The organism is Streptomyces sp. NPDC088766, from assembly GCF_044750845.1.
In the GTDB taxonomy this organism is placed as follows: Bacteria; Actinomycetota; Actinomycetes; order Streptomycetales; family Streptomycetaceae; genus Streptomyces.
On the sequence record NZ_JBIVKQ010000009.1, the window covers coordinates 71,274 to 90,875 of the forward strand.

Sequence of the window (19,602 nt, forward strand, 5' to 3'; positions counted from 1 at the left end):
CCCGTCAGTCGCGCAGGTAGAAGGGCTCGCCCGGAGGGGTGGTCCCGGCCGGCAGGAGTGCCAGGTCGAGGCCGCGCACCAGGCGGGCCCTCAGTGTTTCGTCGGCGGCGATGCGCTCCGCCACGGCCTGTGCGGCCTCGGCGGGAGCGGCGTCCGGGGCCAGGACGAGGGCGAGGGTGCCGTCGGAGGGGCCGGGCACCAGGTGGGCGCGCAGGACGGCCGGTTCGGCGGCCACCGCGGCCCGTACCGCCTCGACGACCGCCGGGTCGGCCAGCGGGTCCGTCGTGGTGCGGCCCTCGGCGAGGGCCAGCAGGGCGGGCCCCGCCAGTTCGAAGGCGACCGGTCCGGCCATGTCGAGGACGACCGTGTCGGCCTTCTCGTGCGCGGCCGCCCGGAGGGCCTGGTGCAGGGGTACGGCCACGGGGCGGGCCTGCGGGTCCCAGCGGGCGAGGGACGCGGTGGAGGTGAAGGCCGGCAGCGCCGTGCGGTCCCCCGCCCTCAGGGTCGGTACGGCCATGTCGCTGGTCTTCTCCCGGCGCAGTCCGCCGCCCTCCTCACTGTCCTCCTCCAGCTCCCCGAGCACGGCGACGACGGGGACGAGCAGCCGGGCGCCCTTGAGCGCCTCCAGTACGGGTCCCACGGCGGTGCGGTCCTCGGCCCAGGCGGCGAGCGCCGCGCTCAGCCCGGGGTCGGCGGAGCCGTCGTCGTCGGAGAAACCGGGGTCGGGAATGTTCTTGTTCGCCACGGTCACCGACCCTATCGGGGGGAAACTGCCGGGCTTGTGCGGGGCCGGAAACACGGCGGTGACCGCTTTCACGGGTTTCTCAGACAGTCCTGACACACCTCTTACCCGCGGCTGACGCGGCGCACAGTCGGCGCCCCCAGCATCACGGGCATGGAGTCCTCCAGAGCACGCCGCGGCAGCCGCGCCCGTCCGTCCGGGCGCCGTCCCCTCCTCTCCCGCGTGCTCGTCTGCGCGGCCGTGCTCGGTGCCTCGGCGGCCGGGACGGTGTACGTGAAGGCCCAGGCGCACCCGGGTCCTGGCGCCGTATCGTCGGCGGCACCGTCGCCCTCGGCGTCGGTGTCGGTGTCGGTGTCGGCGGGCGGGGAGGCGTCGGTGGAGCCAGTGTTCCAGTCGGAATCAGAATCGGAGTCGGAGTCGGAGTCGGAGTCCGGGGCCCGGTCCGGATCCGGGGCCGGGGCCGTGGTGGACCGCGACGCCCTGCTGGCGGAGGCGATGGCCTCGGTGACCGTGCCGGACGCCGCCGCGGTCTCCGTGGCCGTGCTCGATGTGGAGTCCGGGCAGAGCGCCGTCCACGGCACCGGTGTCTTCGACACGGCGAGCATCGTCAAGGTGGACATCCTGGCGGCGCTGCTGCTCCAGGCGCAGGACGCCGGCCGGCAGCTCACGGCGCGGGAGAGGACGTACGCGACCGCGATGATCGAGAACAGCGACAACGACTCCGCGACCGCGCTGTGGAACTCCATCGGCGGGGCGGCGGGGCTCGACGCGGCGAACCTGCGGTTCGGACTCACCGGCACCCGGGGCGGTGAGGGCGCGCTGTGGGGACTCACCCGGACCACGGCCGCCGACCAGCTGACGCTGCTGCGACAGGTCTTCGGCACCGCGTCGAAGCTGAGCGGCGCCTCGCGGGCGTACCTCCAGGAGCTGATGGGGCAGATCGCGGCGGACCAGCGCTGGGGGGTCTCGGCCGTCGCCGACGGGTCCGCGTGGGCGCTGAAGAACGGCTGGTTGCCGCGTACGGCGACGGGGCTGTGGGACGTCAACAGCATCGGGCGGGTGACGTCCGGCGGGCACGACTACCTGGTGGCCGTGCTGTCGGACGGCAACGGGACCCGGGCCGAGGGGATCGCGCTGGTGGAAGCGGCGGCGAAGGCGGCGCTGTCGGTGTTCGCGGACGCCTGAGCGGACCGGTCCGGCGGCCGGGCGGGGTGGGGGGAAGCGACGTCCGGACGTCTACAGGACGTCGTAGTGCTGCTGCCCGTCCTCGCGGTCGCGGGTGCGGCGGCCCCGCCACAGGATCACGGCGGCCACCAGCAGCACTCCCCCGGTGCCGCCCGCGAGCGGACCGGCCCGGCCAGAGGTGTCGTCATCGGTCTTCTTCCCGTCCGGGCCGGGGCCGAAGTACTCGTCGTCGTACGCCGCCGCCCGCAGGCCCTCGGGTTCGAGGCCGGCGGCGGCCTCGATCGCGGCGGCCGGGTCGATGAAGCCGAAGCCGCGGGAGTCGTCGCGGCCGCCGGTGGGGGAGTTGCGGGCGGTGTCCTCCAGCAGCTTCTTGACCTGGGCCGGGGTCAGGTCCGGGTGGGCGGCCCTGACGAGGGCGACCGCGCCGGAGACGAAGGCCGCCGCGGCGGAGGTTCCCCAGCCCTCGTAGTACTTGTGGTCGGGGTCGGCGATGACGACGTCGACGCCGGGGGCGCTCACCGTGGCGTACCAGCGGCGGGTGGAGAAGGAGGCGCGGGTGCCGTAGCGGTCGACGGCGGTCGCGGCGATGACGCCCGGGTAGGCCGCCGGGTAGGAGATGTGGTCGCCCTTCTCGCCGCCGTTGCCGGCCGAGGCGACGACGACCGAACCCTTCTCGAGCGCGTACTGGACGGCCTCGTCCTCGGCGGGTTCGGGGTGGGCGGAGGCGGAGTCGTCGCCGAGGGAGAGGTTGATGACGTCGGCGCCCTGGTCGGCGGCCCAGCGGATGCCTTCGGCGAGGGCGTTGCCGCGGGTGTTGCGGGCTTTGGTGCGGGCCGGGTCGCCGTCCTCCAGGATCACCCGGACGGGCAGGATCCTCGCCTCCGGGGCGATGCCCATGACGCCCTCGCCGTTGCCGTAGCCATGGCCGTGACCGGCGATGATGCCGGCCATCGCGGTGCCGTGGCGGGCCCAGGCGCGGTCGCCGGGCCCGGCCCCGAAACCGACCATGTCCCTGCCGGCCAGGACGTTGCCGTCGAGGTCAGGGTGGTCGGCCTCGACGCCGGTGTCCAGGACGGCGACGGTGACGCCCCTGCCCTTGGTGGTCTGCCAGACCTCTTCGGTGTGCAGGGCCTCCAGCGCCCACTGCTTGGCCCGGATGCCGTCCGCGTACGCGGTGGTGGGCGGCACCAGGGCGACCGCGGCGGCCAGCAGACAGCTCAGCGCACCGGCCCGGCGGACACCGCGCCCGCTCATGACGGCGGCTCCGAGGACGGTACGGCGGTCTTGCGCAGGCCGCGCTCGATGCGGTCGGCGAGGCCCTTCGCCTCGTGGCCCAGGCCCGCCTGGGCCACGGCGGTGGTGGCACCGGAGGCGGTGGCCTCGACGGCGGACTGGGCGGCGGCGACCGTACGGCCGTCCGCCCAGCCGGAGACGGCGTAGACGACGACGGGCGCGTCGGTGAGGACGGACACCGTCCACGAGGCGCGCTGCGCGTCGCCGAAGGCGGCGGCGAGCGTGCCCTTCGCGGCGTACGGGCGGGGCATCAGGTCGGTGCGGCCGGCCAGGCCCTCCTTGTCGAACCTGGCGTCGAGGGCACGCATGCCGGCCGCGTCGGCCTTGGTGAACAGCAGGCCCACGGTGGTGAGGAAGCTGCGGGTGGCGTCGGTGTAGGTCGCGCGCAGCAGGCGGGTGCAGCCGACCGGGGCGAGGGCCTTCCCGAGCAGCGGGTCGAGGGCGCCGGCGCAGCCGCTGTCCGGGGCGACGGCGATCCGCGTCCAGGTACGGTCGGCGCCGCCGGGGCCGGCGCCCTGCCCGTCCACGGTCGGGGGGAACAGCCGGTCGACGGGCACGTTGTGCCACAGGCCGCCCGCGGTGGCGTAGACGCTCCGCTCCCCCGCGTCCGCGGGGTCGCCGACGAGCCAACTGCCGGTGACGGCACCGCCGATGAGGCCCAGCCCGAGGACCACGCAGGCGGCCGCCGCGACGGTGTGACCGCGCAGCCTCCGGCGCCCCGCGCGCGGGGCGTCGCCGTACCCCTCCGGGGCCGCGAACGTCACCACGGGCCGTGTGGCGCCCGGCGCCCCGCCCGGCATCGTCGGAGCGCTCCACGACAGCGCCGGGTCGGGTCCGGCCCCGGCGGCCGGGGACGGGGCGTCGAAGTCGGGGTGGCGCAGAGGCGTCGCGGGACTCCAGACGGGCGGCGCGTCCGCTTCGGGGTGCCGCCCGGGAACGGCGGTCGACAGCCCGTCCCGGTGCTGCCCGGGCGCGGGCGCCCAGGAACGCGGGAGGGGGCTCCAGGCGGTGCCGGGGGCGGGAGGGCCGGGATGATCGGGGGCGCGCTCACGGGGGGCGGCGGGGGTGCCGGGGCGGGAGGGGGCGGCCGGGTGGGCAGGAGCGCCCGGCACGTCGTGGCTCTCCCGGCGGGAGAAGGCGGGTGGGGCGGCTTCCGTGCCGGGGGCGGGGGCCGGGGCGGGGTTGCGGTCCGGAGCGGCGGTGGCGGTCGCGCCGTCCTGCGCGCCGGCCCGGGGGGCGGCGAAACGGTCCTGGCCGGTGGCCTCCGGGGCGGTCGGGCGGGAGCCGTTCGCGGGCGCGGCGTCCGGGTCCGCCGGACGGATGGTGTCCAGCCGTACGGGGCGGCGGGCGCCCGGGCCCGCCGGGCGGGAGGCCTCCGGGCCGGTGTGCCGGGACGCCTCCGGGCCGGTGTGACGGGACGCCTCCGGGCCGGTGTGACGGGACGCCTCCGGGCCGGTGTGACGGGACGCCTCCGGGCCGGTGGCACGGGAGGGGGCCGGGTGCGGGGAACGGGCGCCGTCCAGGCGGGCGGGGCGCGGGACGCCGGGACATGCCGGATCGGCACCGGCCGGTGCCGATCCGGCAGGACCGTCCGACGGCACGCCGCCGGCACCGTCCGGACCGGCTGCCGGGAGGGGACCCTCCGGGCGGGCCGGGCGCGTGATCCCCGGCTCCTGCCGCCGCGCACCCGACGGTCCCTCGGGGGCAACGCCCTCCGAACCGGCCGGACGGGAACCGTCCAGGCGGGCCGGGCGCGTGATGCGCCGCTTCGCCGGTCCCGCCGGGACCGGGGCCTCCGGGGCCGCGGGACGGCCGCCGTCGGTGACCGCGGACCGGGGGTCTTCCTGCGGCGTGTGCGCCCCGGTCCGGGAGGGGCCTTCGTCGTTCCTGCCGTTCCTGTCGTTCCTGCCGCTCGGGGGCGGGCCGTCCGGGAAGCGGGCCGACGCGGGGGGCGGGGGCATGTGGTCCGGCTGCGGGGGCCGGGGCGGCAGGTGCGGGAGACCCGGCGCCGCGAGCGGCTGCTCCGGCACGCGGCGCGAGGACGCGGACGGGTCCGGTGAGGCCGCGGGCGGCGGCTCCGGGGCCGTACGGAACGACGGGAACCCCGTAGGCGGCGGTTCGGGGGCACGGGAGTCCGGGGCCTGGCCCGGGTCCGGGTCCGCGGACGCCGGTGGGTGGGGCGGGCGGGGCGGGGTCGCCGGGGGCGGGGGCGTCGCCGGGCGCGGGGGAACCGAGGCGCGGCGTGCTTCCGTGCTCATGCACCCCCCGTTTCCTCGTGCCCGCGCCGTCGTCGTCCTGCGCGGGCCGGTCTCCTCGGCCCGGCGGCCCCGGTGCGGACCCGGCGGTCCTTCCTGGGCACGCATACCCGCACGGGCGGACCGGCATCCCGGCACGGGTGACCGGCCGGAGCCCTCCTCCGTGCGTGCGCGTCACTCTACGGCTTGTTCCTGCACGAACGGGAACCAGTGCGCACCCCCGGGGGCATCTGCCCGGAACGTCCCCCTACCCTGCGGTAATCCGGTCTGGCAGGCTGCGTTCATGACTGCGCGCGCCGCCGACCGGGCCCGGTACGACCGGGCCACCGCCCATCTGGACGCTCCTGTCGCCATCGTCGACCTGGAGGCATTCGACGCCAACGCGGACGATCTGGTGCGCCGGGCGGGCGGGAAGCCGGTCCGGGTCGCCAGCAAGTCCGTCCGCTGCCGGGCCCTGCTGGAACGCGTCCTGGCGAAGGACGGTTTCGCGGGCATCATGTCGTTCACCTTGGCCGAATCCCTGTGGCTTGCCCGGTCGGGCTTCGACGACGTCCTGCTCGCCTATCCCTCCGCCGACCGCTCCGGCTTCGCGGAACTCACCGGCGACCCCAAGCCGGCCGCCGCCGTCACCGTGATGGTCGACGACGTCGCCCAGCTCGACCTCATCGACTCCGCGCGCGGCGAGGGAAGCGAAGTGGTGCGGGTCTGCCTGGAGTTGGACACCTCGCTGAAGCTGCTGGGCGGCCGGGTGCGGGTCGGCGCGCTGCGCTCGCCGCTGCACTCCCCGGACCGGGTCGCCGACCTGGCGCGGGCGGTGGCCCGGCGGCCGGGGTTCCGGCTGGTGGGGATCATGGCGTACGAGGGGCACATCGCGGGCGTGGGCGACTCGGTGGCCGGCCGGCCCTTCCGGTCACGGGCGATCCGGCTGATGCAGGCCGCCGCCCGCCGTGAACTCGCCGAGCGGCGCGCCGCGGTGGTGCGTGCGGTGCGGGCCGTCGCGCCCGACCTGGAGTTCGTCAACGGCGGCGGCACGGGCAGTGTGCAGCACACGGCCGCGGAGGACGCGGTCACCGAGATCGCGGCGGGTTCGGGACTGTACGTGCCGCGTCTGTTCGACAACTACACGTCCTTCAGCGGCCGTCCGGCCGCCCTGTTCGCCCAGCCCGTCGTACGGCGGCCGGGCGTCGGCGTCGTCACCGTCCTCGGTGGCGGCTACCCCGCCTCCGGTGCCGCCGGCGGCGACCGGCTGCCGGTGCCGTACCTGCCGGAGGGGCTGCGCTACGACTCGCAGGAGGGGCCCGGCGAGGTGCAGACCCCGCTGCTCGGCTCCCCCGCCGACGATCTGCTGATCGGCGACAAGGTGTGGTTCCGGCACGCCAAGGCCGGTGAACTGTGCGAGCGGTTCGACACCCTGCATCTGATCGAGGGCGACCGGGTGACGGCTACCGTGCCGACGTACCGGGGCGAGGGCCGGACGTTCCTCTAGATCGCGCGGTTCACCGCGTCGGTTCACCGCGTCGGTCCGGTGCCGCTGCCGACCCCGCCGCCGCCCGCGGCCGCGCCGTCGCTCCCGCGCAGCACGACGGCTCCGGTCACGGCCGCGACGACCGGGACGGCCGTCACGGCCACCAGGGCGACCGCCCGGGACCGGTGCGCCCGGTGAAGCCGGTGAAGCCGGTGAGGCCAGCGGTCCGGCGGTCCGGCGCCCTCCGCCGCCGGTGCGGCGGAGGCTCCGGGGTGCGCCGGTGGTCGGCCCGGGTGGTGCCGTCCCCCCGGCGTTCCCGGTGGGGAGCCGTCAGGTCGCGGTGCCGGGGGCGTCATGCTCCTCCCGGCACCGCGAGGCGCGGCCTACAGCGGGGTGACGTACGCCCCGGAGATGCCGCCGTCGACCAGGAAGTCGCAGGCGTTGACGAAGGAGGAGTCGTCGCTGGCCAGGAAGGCGACGGCGGCGGCGATCTCGTCGGCCTCGGCGAACCGCCCGGCCGGGATGTGGACGAGACGGCGGGCCGCCCGCTCGGGGTCCTTGGCGAACAGCTCCTGGAGCAGCGGGGTGTTGACCGGCCCGGGGCAGAGGGCGTTCACGCGGATGCCCTCCCGCGCGAACTGCACACCCAGTTCGCGGGACATGGCGAGGACGCCGCCCTTGGAGGCCGTGTACGAGATCTGGGAGGTGGCGGCGCCCATCCTGGCCACGAAGGACGCCGTGTTGATGATGGAGCCCTTGCCCTGGCGCCGCATGTAGGGGATGGCGGCCTTGCAGCACAGGTAGACGGAGGTGAGGTTGACCTCCTGGACGCGTTTCCAGGCCTCCAGCCCGGTGTCGAGGATGGAGTCGTCGTCGGGGGGTGAGATGCCGGCGTTGTTGAAGGCGATGTCGACGCTGCCGTAGGTGTCGTACGCCGCCTTGAACAGCGCCTCCACCTGGTCGGGGTCGGTGACGTCGACCTTGACGAACAGGCCGCCGACCTCCTCGGCTGCGGCTTTGCCACGGGTCTCGTCGATGTCTCCGCAGACGACGTGGGCCCCCTCGGAGGCGAGGCGGCGCGCGGTGGCGAGGCCGATCCCGCTGCCGGCCCCGGTGATGACGGCGGTGCGGCCGACGAGCCGGCGGCAGCTGATCTCTTTGGTCACTGTGCGGGGCCCTCCGTGCTGATGAAGACGTTCTTGGTCTCGGTGAAGGCGGTCAGGGCGTCCGGGCCGAGTTCGCGGCCGATACCGGACTGCTTGAAGCCGCCGAACGGGGTCCAGTAGCGGACGCTGGAGTGGGAGTTGACGGACAGGTTCCCGGCGCGCACGGCCTGCGAGACGCGCAGGGCGCGGCCGACGTCGCGGGTCCAGACGGAGCCGGAGAGGCCGTAGTCGGTGGCGTTGGCGAGTTCGATCGCCTCCGCCTCGTCCTCGAAGGGCAGGACGACGGCGACCGGACCGAAGACCTCCTCGACGGCGACACGCGCGCGGGGGTCGAGGCCGGTCAGGACGGTGGGCGGGAACCAGAAACCGGGGCCGTCGGGGGCCTTGCCGCGGATGCCGGCCAGGTGGTCCGGCACGTACGAACGGACGCGGTTCAGCTGGGCGTCGGAGATCAGCGGGCCCATGTCCGTGGTCTCGTCGGCCGGGTCGCCGACCACGACCGACTCGATCGCGGGGGCGAGGAGGTCCAGGAAGCGGTCGTGGACGGAACGCTGGACGAGGATGCGGGTGCGGGCGCAGCAGTCCTGTCCGGCGTTGTCGAGGAAGGCCATGGGAGCCGCCGCGGCGGCGGCCTCGATGTCGGCGTCGGCGAAGACGATGTTGGGGCTCTTGCCGCCGAGTTCCAGGGTGACTCGTTTGAGCTGCTCGGCCCCCTTCGCCAACACCCGTTTGCCCACGGCCGCCGACCCGGTGAAGACGATCTTCGCCACGCCCGGATGCTCGACCAGGGCGTTGCCCGCGACGGGGCCACGGCCGGGCAGCACCTGGAAGAGGTCCTCCGGCAGGCCCGCCTCCAGGGCGAGTTCGGCCAGCCGCAGGGCGGTCAGCGGGGTCGTCTCGGCGGGCTTGAGGATCACCGCGTTGCCCGCGGCGAGCGCCGGGGCGGCGCCCCAGGCCGCGATCGGCATCGGGAAGTTCCACGGCGCGATGACGCCGACGACGCCCAGCGGTTCGAGGATCGTGACGTCCAGGCCGCCCGCGACCGGGATCTGACGTCCCGTGAGCCGCTCCACTCCGCCGGCCGCGTAGTCGAGCAGATCACGCACGTTGCCCGCCTCCCAGCGGGCGTTGCCGATGGTGTGTCCGGCCTCGCGGACCTCCGACTGCGCGAGTTCCTCGAGGTGTTCGTCGACCCGCGCGGCGAACCGGCGCAGCAGGCGGGCGCGGTCGCCGGGCGCGAGGGCGGCCCAGCGGGACTGGGCCCGGGTGCCGCGCACGACGGCCGCGTGGACGTCGGCCTCGGTGGCGGCGGGGACGGTGGCGACGACCTCCTCGGTGGCCGGATCGATCACCCGGAGCCGGTCCGCGCAGAGGTCGCCGGACGAGAGCCGGTCGGAGGTGGACCGGTCGGAGGTGGACCGGTCGGAGGTGGACCGGTCGGAGGTGGACCGGTCGGAGGTGGGCTGGTCGGGCAAGAAGGGCCTCACATGCGTTCGAAGGAGCGGCGCAGTTCCCAGTCGGTGACCGCCGCGTCGAAGGCCTCCACCTCGACGCGTGCCATGTTGCGGTAGTGCGCAACGACCTCGTCGCCGAAGGCGGCCCGGGCGATGGCGCTGTTCTCCCAGAGGTCGGCGGCCTCGCGCAGGGTGGTGGGGACGCGCGCGTGGCCGGCGGTGTAGGCGTTGCCGGCGCAGGGCTCGGGCAGTTCCAGCTTCCGCTCGATGCCGTGCAGTCCGGCGGCCACCAGTCCGGCGACCGCGAGGTGCGGGTTGACGTCGCCGCCGGGCAGCCGGTTCTCGAAGCGGAGGGAGCGGCCGTGGCCGACGACGCGCAGGGCGCAGGTGCGGTTGTCGCGTCCCCAGGCGACGGCGGTCGGGGCGAAGGAACCCGGCTGGAACCGCTTGTAGGAGTTGATGTGCGGGGCGTAGAGGAGGGAGAAGTCGCGCAGCGCGGCGAGCTGTCCGGCGAGGAAGTACCGCATGGTCTCGGACATCCCGTCCGGCCCGGCCATCGCGTTGGTGCCGTCGGCGTCCGCGAGGGAGAGGTGGATGTGGCAGGAGTTGCCCTCGCGCTCGTCGTACTTGGCCATGAAGGTGAGGGAGACGCCCTCCTGGGAGGCGATCTCCTTGGCACCGGTCTTGTAGACGGCGTGCTGGTCGCAGGTGACCAGGGCCTCGTCGTAGCGGAAGGCGATCTCGTGCTGGCCGGGGTTGCACTCGCCCTTGGCGGACTCGACGGTGAGACCGGCGCCGGCCATGTCGTTGCGCAGGCGGCGCAGCAGGGGCTCGACGCGGCCGGTGCCGAGGATCGAGTAGTCGACGTTGTACTGGTTGGCCGGGGTGAGTCCCCGGTAACGGGCGTCCCAGGCCTGCTCGTAGGTGTCCTTGAAGACGATGAACTCCAGCTCGGTGCCGACCTGGGCGGTGTAGCCCAGGTCGGCGAGGCGTTCCAGCTGGCGGCGCAGGATCTGCCGGGGGGCGGCGACCACGGGTGAGCCGTCCTCCCAGGCGAGGTCGGCGAGGAGCATCGCCGTACCGGGGTGCCAGGGCAGGCGGCGCAGGGTGCTCGGGTCGGGGCGCATGGCGAAGTCGCCGTAGCCCCGCTCCCAGGAGGACATCTCGTAACCGCCGACCGTGTTCATCTCGGTGTCGACGGCGAGGAGGTAGTTGCAGCCCTCGGTGCCGTGTTCGAGGACCTCGTCGAGGAAGAAGCGGGCGGCGAAACGCTTGCCCTGGAGACGCCCCTGCATGTCGGGGAAGGCGAGGACGACGGTGTCGATCTCGCCGCCGGCGACGAGGGCGTGCAGTTCCTCGACGCCGAGCGGGGGTGTGCGGTCTGCCACGGGAGGGCCTCCTCAGGCTTCCTCGGCTGTTGCGACTGCTGCTGGGGCGCTGCTGGGGCTGCGGGACTGCGGGGCTGCTGCTACAGCCACCGGGGCTGTGTCGGACGACCGGGAGCCATAAGGTATTGCGGGGAACCTTTACTTGGGAAGGGGGCGCGACCGGATGCCGGCGGATGCCGAGGAAGGACCGGCGGACCGGCTGACGCCGGTGCTTCGGCCGGTGCGGGCCGGGAACGGTTTCGAGGAGGCCCTGCAGCAGATCCTCCAGGTGGTACGGCTGGGCCTGGTGCCGGGCGGGGAGCGGCTGCCGGCCGAACGGGACCTGGCGGAACGGCTCGGGATCAGCCGGGTGACGCTGCGCGAGGTGCTCAGGGTGCTCCAGGACCAGGGACTCGTGGAGTCCCGCCGGGGCAGGTACGGCGGAACGTTCGTGCTGCCGCGTACGGACGCGGTCGGCGAGGACGAGCTGCGGCGGCGGATCACCGAGGCCGACATGGAGGACGTGCTCCGGTTCCGGGAGGTGCTGGAGGTCGGCGCGGCGGGCCTGTGCGCGGCGCACGGCCTGACGGCGGAGCAGGCCGGGCGGTTGCGGGCGGCGCTGGCACGGACCGAGGACGCCCCCCTCGCCGACTACCGCCGCCGCGACACGATGCTGCACCTCACCCTCGCCGGCCTGTGCGGCTCGCCGTCGCTGGCGGCGCAGTACGCGGCGGTCCGGGCGACGCTCAACGACCTGCTGGACTGCATCCCGCTGCTGGTGCGCAACCTGGAGCATTCGCAGCGCCAGCACACGGCGCTGGTGGGGGCGGTGCTGGAGGGCGACGCGGACGGGGCGCGGGAGATCATGCGCGAGCACTGCGCCGGGACGGCCGCGCTGCTGCGGGGCTTCCTCGCCTGACCCGCGGGCGTGTTCAATGGTTCGCGTCCGGTCCATTCGGTCCGGGGGCGGCCGGGCCGGGGGCCTGTACCTGCCGCACAGAGGCAGTGGCCGGTGGTCGGCGGCGGGACGGAGGGCGGGGCGTGGTGAACGGGACGGGCAGGCCGCTGATCGGCGTCAGCACCTATCTGGAGGCCGGCACGCGGTGGGGGGTGTGGGAGCTGGAGGCGGTGCTGCTGCCTGCCGGGTATCCGCGGCTCGTGCAGCGGGCGGGCGCGCTGGCGGCGATGCTGCCGCCGGACGCGCCCGGGTACGCGGCGTCCGCCGTGGCCCGGCTGGACGGACTGGTGATCGCGGGCGGGCCCGATGTCGAGCCCGCGCGCTACGGCGCCGAGCGCGATCCCCGGACGGGGCCGCCGGCGCGGGAGCGGGACGCCTGGGAACTGGCGTTGATCGAGGCGGCGCTGGGGGCGGGGGTGCCGCTGCTGGGGATCTGCCGGGGGATGCAGTTGCTGAACGTGGCGCTCGGGGGGTCTCTCGTGCAGCACCTGCCCGGCCACGCGGAGGCTCCCGGTGTGTTCGGGCGGCATGCGGTGAAGCCCGTGCCGGGCACCCGGTACGCCGCTCTGGTGCCCGAGGAGACGTCGGTGCCCACCTTCCACCACCAGGCGGTGGAGCGGCTGGGGGCGGGACTGGTGGCGTGCGCGTACGCGGGGGACGGGACGGTGGAGGCCGTCGAACTGCCGTCCGCGGGCGGGCGGTGGGCGCTGGGGGTGCAGTGGCATCCGGAGATGGGGCAGGACCTGCGGGTGATGCGGGGGCTGGTGACGGCGGCGGGGTGAGCGCGGCCCCTGCCCTACCCCCGCGTCAGCGACAGCAGGTCCCGGGCCGGGCCCGTGGGGCGGTGGCCCGTGGGCCAGACCGCCCGGAGGTCCCGGGCCAGGCGGACGCCGTCCACCGGGACGGACACCAGGCGCCGCAGGCCCAGTTCCTCCCCCACCGCCAGCTCGCTCAGGACCGCCGGCCCCGCGCCGCCGACCGCGGCCGCCTTCACCGCCGTCGTCGAGGACAGCTCGATCAGGGGGCGGGCCAGCCCGCCGAGGGCCGCGTCGAGGACCTGCCGCGTCCCGGAACCCTCCTCCCGCAGGATCAGCGGCGTCGAGGCCAGTTCCGGCGCGGACACCGCCCGCCGGCGCCGCGCCCACGGATGCGCCGGCGCGGCGACGACGATCAGCCGGTCGTGGGCGATGACCGTCGAGTCCAGGCCCGCCGGCACGCTGAGCCCCTCGACGAAACCGAGGTCGGCGTCGCCGGACAGCAGCCGTTCCGCCACCGCCGTCGAGTTGCCCGCGAGCAGCGACACCGCCGTGTCCGGCCGCTGCGCGCGCAGCGCGAGGAGCCAGCCGGGCAGCAGGTACTCGGCGATGGTCATGCTCGCCGCGACCCGCAGCCGCGAATCGCGCCGGTCGCGCAGCGCCTGCGCACCCGCGTCGAAGGCCGCCGCCGCCTCGACGACCCGCCGCGCCCAGTCGGTGACCAGCGCCCCGGCGTCGGTGAGCCGGGAACCACGCGGTGAACGGTCCACCAGGGCCACCCCGAGCTGGCGTTCCATCGTGCGGATGCGGCTGCTCGCGGCCGGCTGCGTGATGCCCAGCTCGCGGGCGGCCGCCCCGAGACTGCCGAGCCGGGCCACGGCCAGCAGCAGCTCCAGGGCGCCGAGGTCGGGGACCCGGTGCGCGATCGAGCCGCCGGGCCGCTCCTCCGGGGGTTCGTGCGTCGTCTCGTCGCCGCTCATAAGGTCAGCTTATGCCCCCATAGAACCATCGTCCCTGGTCGCGGGGGCGTCGGAGCGGGACGGTGGGGTCATGGTCACCGCAGTCCGGCCCGCCCCCGCCCCCGTCCCCGTCGCGCGCCCGCGCCCGCGTGCCGCCGCCGTCCGCCATCTCGGCCCCAACTGGTACGCCACGGTCATGGGCACCGCCGTGGTGGCGACGGCGGGCGCCGCGCTGCCCGCCCGCCCTCCGGGACTGCGCCCGGCCTGCGCGGCCGTCTGGGCGCTCTCCCTGGTCCTGCTGCTGGCCCTGCTCGCCGCCCGGGCCCTGCACTGGCGCCACCACCGCGACCAGGCCCGCGCCCACGTCCTGGACCCGGCGACGGTCCCGTTCTACGGCTGCCTGGCGATGGCGCTGGTCGCGGTCGGCGGCGGGGCGCTCTCCGTCGGCCGGGACTGGATCGGCACCGGCGCGGCCGTGGCCCTCGACGCCGTGCTGTTCGGCGCCGGTACGGCGGTGGGGCTCACGGCGGCCGTCGCCGTGCCGTACCTGATGGCCGTACGCCATCGGGTCGAGCCGGGGCAGGCCACGCCGGTGTGGCTGCTGCCGCTCGTCGCACCGATGGTGCCGGCGGCGGCGGGGCCGCGGCTGGTGCCGTACCTGCCGGCCGGGCAGGCCCGCGGGACGCTGCTGTTCGCGTGCTTCGCGCTGTTCGGGCTGAGCCTGCTCGCCACGCTGGTGATGCTGCCTCTGGTCTTCGCCCGGCTGTTCACGCGCGGACCGCTGCCCCTCGCCCTCACGCCGACCCTGTTCCTGGTCCTGGGGCCGCTCGGGCAGTCGACCACGGCCGTCGGGGCGTTCGCGGAGGTCGCGCCCGCGGTGGTCCCGGCCGCCGACAGCCGGGGCCTCGCCGTCCTCGCCGTCCTGTACGGGGTGCCCGTCATGGGGTTCGCGCTGCTGTGGCTGTGCCTGGCCGGCGCCCACGTGGTGCGGGCCCGCCGGCGCGGAATGCGCTTCGCGATGACGTGGTGGGCGTTCACCTTCCCGGTCGGCACCTGTGTGACCGGCGCCGAGTCGCTGGCCCGGCACACCGGACTCGTCGCGTACGGGGCGCTGGCCACCGGGCTGTACGTCGTGCTCGTGACCGCCTGGGTCGTCGTCACCGCGCACACCGTGCGGGGGCTGGTCAGCGGTGGGCTGCTCGCAGCGCCCCGGCCAGCACGTGGGGAGCCTCGGCGAGCGACGGGCCGTACCACGTCAGGTGCCGTCCGCTGACGAGGGCGCACGGCAGGCCGGGGAACGCCTCCGGGCCGTCGCCGGCGGTGAAGCGGTAGGGCTCGTCGGGGAGGACCACCAGGTCCGGGGCGGCCGCCCGCAGTTCCTGCGCCGTGACCTTCGGATAGCGGTCCGGGTGGGCCGTGTACAGGTGGTCCACCCCGAGGCGGGCGAGGACGTCCCCGGCGAAGGTGTCGCGGCCCAGGACCATCCACGGCCGCCGCCAGACGGGAACGACGGCCGTACGGCGCCGGTCGGGCGGTCGCGGGGCGCTCCAGGCCTCCTCGGCCTCGTCCAGCCAGCGGGGGCGTGTGCGGGCCCCGCAGGCCGACAGCACGCGGGCCAGCTCCCGGAAGGCCTGCGGCACGTCCCGGACCTCGGTGACCAGGACCTCGATCCCGGCGTCCCGGAGGGCGACGAGGTCGGGCTCCCGGTTCTCCTCCTCGTTGGCGATCACGAGATCGGGCGCGAGCGCGGCGATCCGGCCGGTCGCGGGGTTCTTGGTGCCGCCCACCCGGACGACGTCGAGCCCCGCCGGGTGGGTGCACCAGTCGGTGGCGCCGGCCAGGACGCCGGGCAGGGTCACGGCCACCGCCTCCGTGAGCGAGGGCACCAGGGAGACGGCCCGCACTACGGCTTGCGGTCCCGGACCGCCTCGATGTGCTCCGCCACGGCGACGACCACGACCCGGGTGTCCGGCACGGTGGCGCGCCAGCGGTGCCGGACACCGCCGGTGAGGTACAGGGTGTCGCCGCGGCCGAGACGGTAGGCGCGGCCCTCGGCCTCGATCTCCACCGCGCCGTCGGCGACGTACATCAGCTGGTCGTTGCGGTACTGGAACTCGCGGCCGGCCTCGTGGTCACCGGTGAACTCCGAGGCGTGCATCTGGTGGTGGCCGCGGACCAGCGAGCGGGAGCGCGGACCAGGTCCGGGCTCGGCGGTCTCGGCGGTCTCGGCGCGCACGACGTCGACGCTGCACGCCGGGTCGGCGGCGGCGAGGAGTTCGACGGCCGTGGTGCGCAGGGCGTCGGCGACCTTCTCCAGGGAGCCGGTGCTGGGCCGCGCCCGGTCGTTCTCGATCTGGCTCAGGAACGGCACCGACAGCCCGCTGCGCTCGGCCACGACGGCGAGCGTGAGGTCCAGGGACCGGCGCCGCCGCCGGACGGCCGCGCCCACCCGCAGGGGCTGTTCTTTGTGGTCGCCCATCGCTCCGGCTCCCTCCTACGCTCGTCGGTGCGACTGCCGAGTGCCCCGTCGCGGGCGCACGTCGTCTGATGAGTTCTCTTGCACCCTACGCATGTTCGGCAAACCGTTTCACGGGCCCGTCACATCGGGGACATCCGGTGTCACACGGGAACTCACGGTTCGCGCCAGTCGATCATCCGCGGGCAGAGCCGCTTCCTCGTGTCCTTCGGTTCAATGCCCGGCGTCCTCCTGGTGTTCCCGTGCCGTTTCCGCAGCGTGATCCGGCTGGTCGGGCGGCCGACGCCGGCGGACGGCCGACCGCCGGGCCGGGCCCGGACGCAGCGCCGCGTGGTTGGCCGGATCCGTGCCGTGCGAACGGCGGCGCGGGACGGGCCCCGGCGTACGTCCCGCGGAGGTACGCCGGCGCCCGCCCCGCGCGGGACGGCAGGGATGCTGTCAGGTCACCCGGCCGCCCGGCTCCTCTCCCCCGCGCCGTCGACCGGTACCCACCGGTCGAGCAGGCCGGGGTTGTCCTTCAGCCAGGCGCGGACGGCGTCCTGCTCCTTGCCCTTGCCGGACTTCTGGATGCGCGCCTCCAGACCGGTGAGCTGCTCCTCGGTCATGGAGAAGTCCTTCAGCCAGGCGCCGACCTCGGGGTGGTCGGCGGCGAAGCCCTTGCGGGACAGGGTGTGCACGCCGTCGCCCTCGCCCCAGGCGCCCCGGGGGTCCTTCAGCTTCTTCAGGTCGTACTCGCTGTAGGCCCAGTGCGGCGACCAGAGCGTGACGACGATCGGGGCCTTCTCGGCGTACGCCCGCTTCAACTCGGCCAGCATGGCCGGGGTCGAACCGTCGACGACCCGGTAGCCGTCGAGGCCGTACTCCTTGACGACCTTGTCCTTGAGCAAACCCATCATTCCGGCGCTGGGCTCGATGCCGGTGATCCTGCCGCCGAACTCGGCCGACCGGGCCTTGAGGTCGGCGAGGGTGTTCACGTCCTTCAGGTACGCCGGGACGCTCAGCTCCAGGGACGTGGGGCCGTACCACTTGCCGAGGTCGTCGAGCCGGTCGCCGTACTTCTTCCAGTACTCGGCGTGCGTGGTGGGCAGCCAGGAGTCGGTCTGGAAGTCGATCTGGCCGGTGGCGAGGCCGGTGTAGAGCGGGGCGGCGGCGTACTGGGTGGTCTTCACCTCGAAGCCGCGCTCCTCCAGCAGTTCCTTCCACAGGTAGGTGGAGGCGATGCCCTCGTCCCAGGGGATGTAGCCGATGGTGATCTCCTCGCCCTTGCCGATGTCCGTGACGGAGGCCTCGGCGGTGCCGGAGTCCGAGCCGAGGACGCCCATCCCGCCGGCGACGAGCGCGAGGACGACCACACCGGCCACGGCCACGGCCGGGCGGGGGCGGTGGCTCCACACGGTGGGGCGGGCCTTGGCGGCGGCGCGGCGGCCGAGCGGGGAGATGCGGGTGCCGAGGGCGCCGGTCATGCGGTCCAGGTAGATGGCGAGCACGACGATGCCGAGGCCCGCCTCGAAGCCGAGACCGATGTCGAGCCGGCCGATGGCCTCGTTGACGGAGCCGCCGAGGCCGCCGGTGCCGACCATGCCGGCGATGACGACCATCGACAGGCCGAGCATGATGACCTGGTTGACGCCCGCCATGATCGTCGGCAGGGCGAGCGGCAGCTGGACCCGCAGGAGCGTGTCGCGGGGCGTCGTGCCGAAGGCCTCCGCTGCCTCGACGAGTTCGGCGTCGACCTGGCGGATGCCGAGTTCGGTCATGCGCACGCCGGGGGCGAGCGCGAAGATCAGGGTGGCGACCACGCCGGCGGGCACGCCCATGCCGAAGAAGAGGATCGCGGGGATCAGCAGGACCATCGACGGCATGGTCTGCAGCAGGTCCAGGACCGGCCGCAGGGCGGCGCTCACGGCCTTGGAGCGGGCCGCCCAGATGCCCAGCGGGACGGAGATCACCAGGGCGATCACGGTCGCGACGAGCACCAGCGACAGCGTGGACATCGCCTCCTCCCACAGGTCGAGGGAGTCGATGAGCGCGAACCCGGCGAAGCCGAGGACGCCCGCGACCAGGCCGCGCAGCCACCAGGCGAGGACGGCGAGGATGCCGGCGAGCAGGAGGGGTTCGGGGGCGGTGAGGACGGCGTCGATTCCGTCGTACATGCCTTCGACGACCGCCTTGACGGCGTCGAACAGCCAGGACATGTGGGTGACGAGCCAGTCGACGCCGGAGTCGACCCAGTCACCGAGGTGCAGCCTAGGCACGGGCGGTCACCTTCCCCCCGTCGCGCGGGCCGGCGCAGGCGGTGGGCTCCCCGTGCTCGTCGCCGAGGAAGCCGACGAGGCGCCGGCGCGGGACCACTCCGACGAGTTCGCGCCGCGCGTTCAGGACGGCGACCGGGTGCGTCACGCGGGCACTGAGCGCGCACAGCTCGGTGAACGGGGTGTCGGGGTCCGCGGTGGCGCAGCCGCAGTCGGCCTCGTCGCCGCGGACGGCGGTGTCCATGACGGCGGACGCGGTCAGCACGCGGGAGCGGTCGACGTCCTGGATGAAGGAGGCGACGTAGTCGTCGGCCGGGCGGACGAGGATGTCCTCGGCGGTGCCGTTCTGCACGATGCGGCCGTCGCGCATGACGGCGATGCGGTCGCCCAGGCGCATGGCCTCGTTGAGGTCGTGGGTGATGAAGACGATCGTCTTCTTCAGGGTCTTCTGGAGCGTGAGCAACTGGTCCTGCATGTCGCGGCGGATCAGCGGGTCCAGCGCGCTGAAGGACTCGTCCATCAGGAGCAGGTCGGCGTCGGTGGCGAGGGCGCGGGCGAGGCCCACACGCTGCTGCATGCCGCCGGACAGCTCGTCCGGCCAGGACTTCTCCCAGCCGGCCAGGCCGCACAGCCGCAGCGCCTCGCGGGCGCGCTCCTCTCGCTCGGCGCGCGGGACGCCCTGCACGGCGAGGCCGTAGCCGGCGTTGTCGAGGACGCTGCGGTGCGGGAAGAGCGCGAAGTGCTGGAAGACCATGCTGATCTTCCTGGCGCGGACCTCGCGCAGCTCGCGGTCGCCGAGCGCGGTCAGGTCCTCGCCGTCGAAGAGGACGCGTCCCGCGGTGGGTTCCAGCAGTCCGTTGAGCATGCGCAGCAGGGTGGACTTCCCGGAGCCGGACAGGCCCATGACGACGAAGATCTGGCCGGGGTCCACGGTGAAGGAGGCGTCGATCACGGCGGCGGTGGTGCCGTCGGTCCGCAGCTCGTCCCGGTCGGCGCCGTGGCGCAGCCGCTCGACCGCCTCGTCCTGTCGTCTGCCGAACACCTTGTACAGATGATCGGCTTCCAGCCTGGAGGACACACGTACCTTCTCGGATCGGGGGCAGGGGCGGGAGCGGCACCGGGGTCGGGGCCGGGGTGCGGACCACCGCGCGACATCAACAGTTGAATGTGCAACCGGCACCGCTCCGGGGCGGCGCCTGCCCTGCCCCGGCAGGGGCAAACGCACCAGTGGGGCAGTTCACAGACCCTTCACACCTGCCACGGGAGTGCATCACG

Annotated in this window: 16 protein-coding genes; 5 read left to right on the plus strand and 11 right to left on the minus strand. The window is 74.8% G+C overall.

The window, feature by feature from the left end:
• Positions 1-4 precede the first annotated feature (4 nt).
• Entirely contained in the window at positions 5-745 is a 741-nt protein-coding gene (locus tag ACIP5W_RS14830) for an SseB family protein (RefSeq protein WP_401472138.1), read from the minus strand.
• Between the two features lie 150 nt (positions 746-895).
• On the opposite strand from ACIP5W_RS14830, the gene ACIP5W_RS14835 reads away from it, so the two are divergent.
• A complete protein-coding gene (locus ACIP5W_RS14835) occupies positions 896-1,927 on the plus strand; it encodes a serine hydrolase (protein WP_401472141.1) in 1,032 nt (343 codons plus the stop codon).
• 51 nt (positions 1,928-1,978) lie between these two features.
• On the opposite strand, the gene mycP is transcribed toward ACIP5W_RS14835, so the two are convergent.
• Both mycP and ACIP5W_RS14845 read right to left on the minus strand, forming a co-directional pair.
• On the minus strand, positions 1,979-3,181 hold the full coding sequence (gene mycP / locus ACIP5W_RS14840; RefSeq protein ID WP_401472144.1) for a type VII secretion-associated serine protease mycosin: 1,203 nt from the start codon (positions 3,179-3,181) through the stop codon (positions 1,979-1,981).
• Positions 3,178-4,821: a hypothetical protein gene (locus ACIP5W_RS14845; protein ID WP_401472147.1), complete on the minus strand. Its 1,644-nt coding sequence runs from the start codon at positions 4,819-4,821 to the stop codon at positions 3,178-3,180. Before ACIP5W_RS14845 ends, mycP begins: the two co-directional genes overlap by 4 nt.
• 937 nt (positions 4,822-5,758) lie before the next feature.
• On the opposite strand from ACIP5W_RS14845, the gene ACIP5W_RS14850 reads away from it, so the two are divergent.
• Positions 5,759-6,961 (plus strand): amino acid deaminase/aldolase, encoded by a 1,203-nt coding sequence (locus ACIP5W_RS14850; protein ID WP_401472149.1) that lies wholly within the window; start codon positions 5,759-5,761, stop codon positions 6,959-6,961.
• Positions 6,962-7,323: 362 nt separating this feature from the next.
• Here ACIP5W_RS14850 and ACIP5W_RS14855 read toward each other — a convergent pair whose 3' ends face one another.
• From ACIP5W_RS14855 to ACIP5W_RS14865, 3 genes are all read right to left on the minus strand, one after another.
• Positions 7,324-8,106: a 3-oxoacyl-ACP reductase gene (locus ACIP5W_RS14855; RefSeq protein WP_401472151.1), complete on the minus strand. Its 783-nt coding sequence runs from the start codon at positions 8,104-8,106 to the stop codon at positions 7,324-7,326.
• Positions 8,103-9,458 (minus strand): aldehyde dehydrogenase family protein, encoded by a 1,356-nt coding sequence (locus ACIP5W_RS14860; protein WP_401472631.1) that lies wholly within the window; start codon positions 9,456-9,458, stop codon positions 8,103-8,105. Before ACIP5W_RS14860 ends, ACIP5W_RS14855 begins: the two co-directional genes overlap by 4 nt.
• Positions 9,459-9,589: 131 nt before the next feature.
• Positions 9,590-10,948, minus strand: a complete 1,359-nt coding sequence (locus ACIP5W_RS14865; protein ID WP_401472154.1) for a glutamine synthetase family protein — start codon at positions 10,946-10,948, stop codon at positions 9,590-9,592.
• Between the two features lie 163 nt (positions 10,949-11,111).
• On the opposite strand from ACIP5W_RS14865, the gene ACIP5W_RS14870 reads away from it, so the two are divergent.
• Positions 11,112-11,846, plus strand: coding sequence for a FadR/GntR family transcriptional regulator (locus ACIP5W_RS14870; protein WP_401472157.1), 735 nt, complete (start codon positions 11,112-11,114; stop codon positions 11,844-11,846).
• 146 nt (positions 11,847-11,992) lie between these two features.
• Positions 11,993-12,667: a gamma-glutamyl-gamma-aminobutyrate hydrolase family protein gene (locus tag ACIP5W_RS14875; protein ID WP_401472634.1), complete on the plus strand. Its 675-nt coding sequence runs from the start codon at positions 11,993-11,995 to the stop codon at positions 12,665-12,667.
• A 14-nt stretch (positions 12,668-12,681) separates the two neighbouring features.
• On the opposite strand, the gene ACIP5W_RS14880 is transcribed toward ACIP5W_RS14875, so the two are convergent.
• The gene (locus tag ACIP5W_RS14880; protein ID WP_401472160.1) at positions 12,682-13,620 is read right to left on the minus strand and encodes a LysR family transcriptional regulator; all 939 of its coding nucleotides are present in this window, start codon (positions 13,618-13,620) and stop codon (positions 12,682-12,684) included.
• 70 nt (positions 13,621-13,690) lie between these two features.
• Between ACIP5W_RS14880 and ACIP5W_RS14885 the strand changes: the two genes are divergently transcribed.
• Positions 13,691-14,872 carry a TDT family transporter gene (locus ACIP5W_RS14885; protein ID WP_401472163.1) on the plus strand — a complete coding sequence of 394 codons (1,182 nt, stop codon included), beginning with the start codon at positions 13,691-13,693 and terminating at the stop codon, positions 14,870-14,872.
• On the opposite strand, the gene ACIP5W_RS14890 is transcribed toward ACIP5W_RS14885, so the two are convergent.
• From ACIP5W_RS14890 to ACIP5W_RS14905, 4 genes are all read right to left on the minus strand, one after another.
• Entirely contained in the window at positions 14,784-15,503 is a 720-nt protein-coding gene (locus ACIP5W_RS14890) for a helical backbone metal receptor (protein WP_401472166.1), read from the minus strand. The two genes, ACIP5W_RS14885 and ACIP5W_RS14890, sit on opposite strands and share 89 nt — an antisense overlap.
• Positions 15,503-16,078: a helix-turn-helix domain-containing protein gene (locus ACIP5W_RS14895; protein ID WP_401472169.1), complete on the minus strand. Its 576-nt coding sequence runs from the start codon at positions 16,076-16,078 to the stop codon at positions 15,503-15,505. Before ACIP5W_RS14895 ends, ACIP5W_RS14890 begins: the two co-directional genes overlap by 1 nt.
• A gap of 440 nt (positions 16,079-16,518) precedes the next feature.
• A complete protein-coding gene (locus ACIP5W_RS14900; protein ID WP_401472172.1) occupies positions 16,519-18,330 on the minus strand; it encodes an ABC transporter permease/substrate binding protein in 1,812 nt (603 codons plus the stop codon).
• Positions 18,323-19,405 (minus strand): glycine betaine/L-proline ABC transporter ATP-binding protein, encoded by a 1,083-nt coding sequence (locus ACIP5W_RS14905; RefSeq protein WP_401472175.1) that lies wholly within the window; start codon positions 19,403-19,405, stop codon positions 18,323-18,325. Before ACIP5W_RS14905 ends, ACIP5W_RS14900 begins: the two co-directional genes overlap by 8 nt.
• Positions 19,406-19,602: the final 197 nt, after the last annotated feature.

What these genes read in the sequence shown, in the direction of transcription:
- ACIP5W_RS14885 (WP_401472163.1), top strand. Translation starts at nt 13,691, where the DNA reads ATGGTCACCGCAGTCCGGCCCGCCCCCGCCCCCGTCCCCGTCGCGCGC.
- ACIP5W_RS14850 (WP_401472149.1), top strand. Translation starts at nt 5,759, where the DNA reads ATGACTGCGCGCGCCGCCGACCGGGCCCGGTACGACCGGGCCACCGCC.
- mycP (WP_401472144.1), bottom strand. Translation starts at nt 3,181, where the DNA reads ATGAGCGGGCGCGGTGTCCGCCGGGCCGGTGCGCTGAGCTGTCTGCTG.
- ACIP5W_RS14870 (WP_401472157.1), top strand. Translation starts at nt 11,112, where the DNA reads ATGCCGGCGGATGCCGAGGAAGGACCGGCGGACCGGCTGACGCCGGTG.
- ACIP5W_RS14895 (WP_401472169.1), bottom strand. Translation starts at nt 16,078, where the DNA reads ATGGGCGACCACAAAGAACAGCCCCTGCGGGTGGGCGCGGCCGTCCGG.
- ACIP5W_RS14880 (WP_401472160.1), bottom strand. Translation starts at nt 13,620, where the DNA reads ATGAGCGGCGACGAGACGACGCACGAACCCCCGGAGGAGCGGCCCGGC.
- ACIP5W_RS14835 (WP_401472141.1), top strand. Translation starts at nt 896, where the DNA reads ATGGAGTCCTCCAGAGCACGCCGCGGCAGCCGCGCCCGTCCGTCCGGG.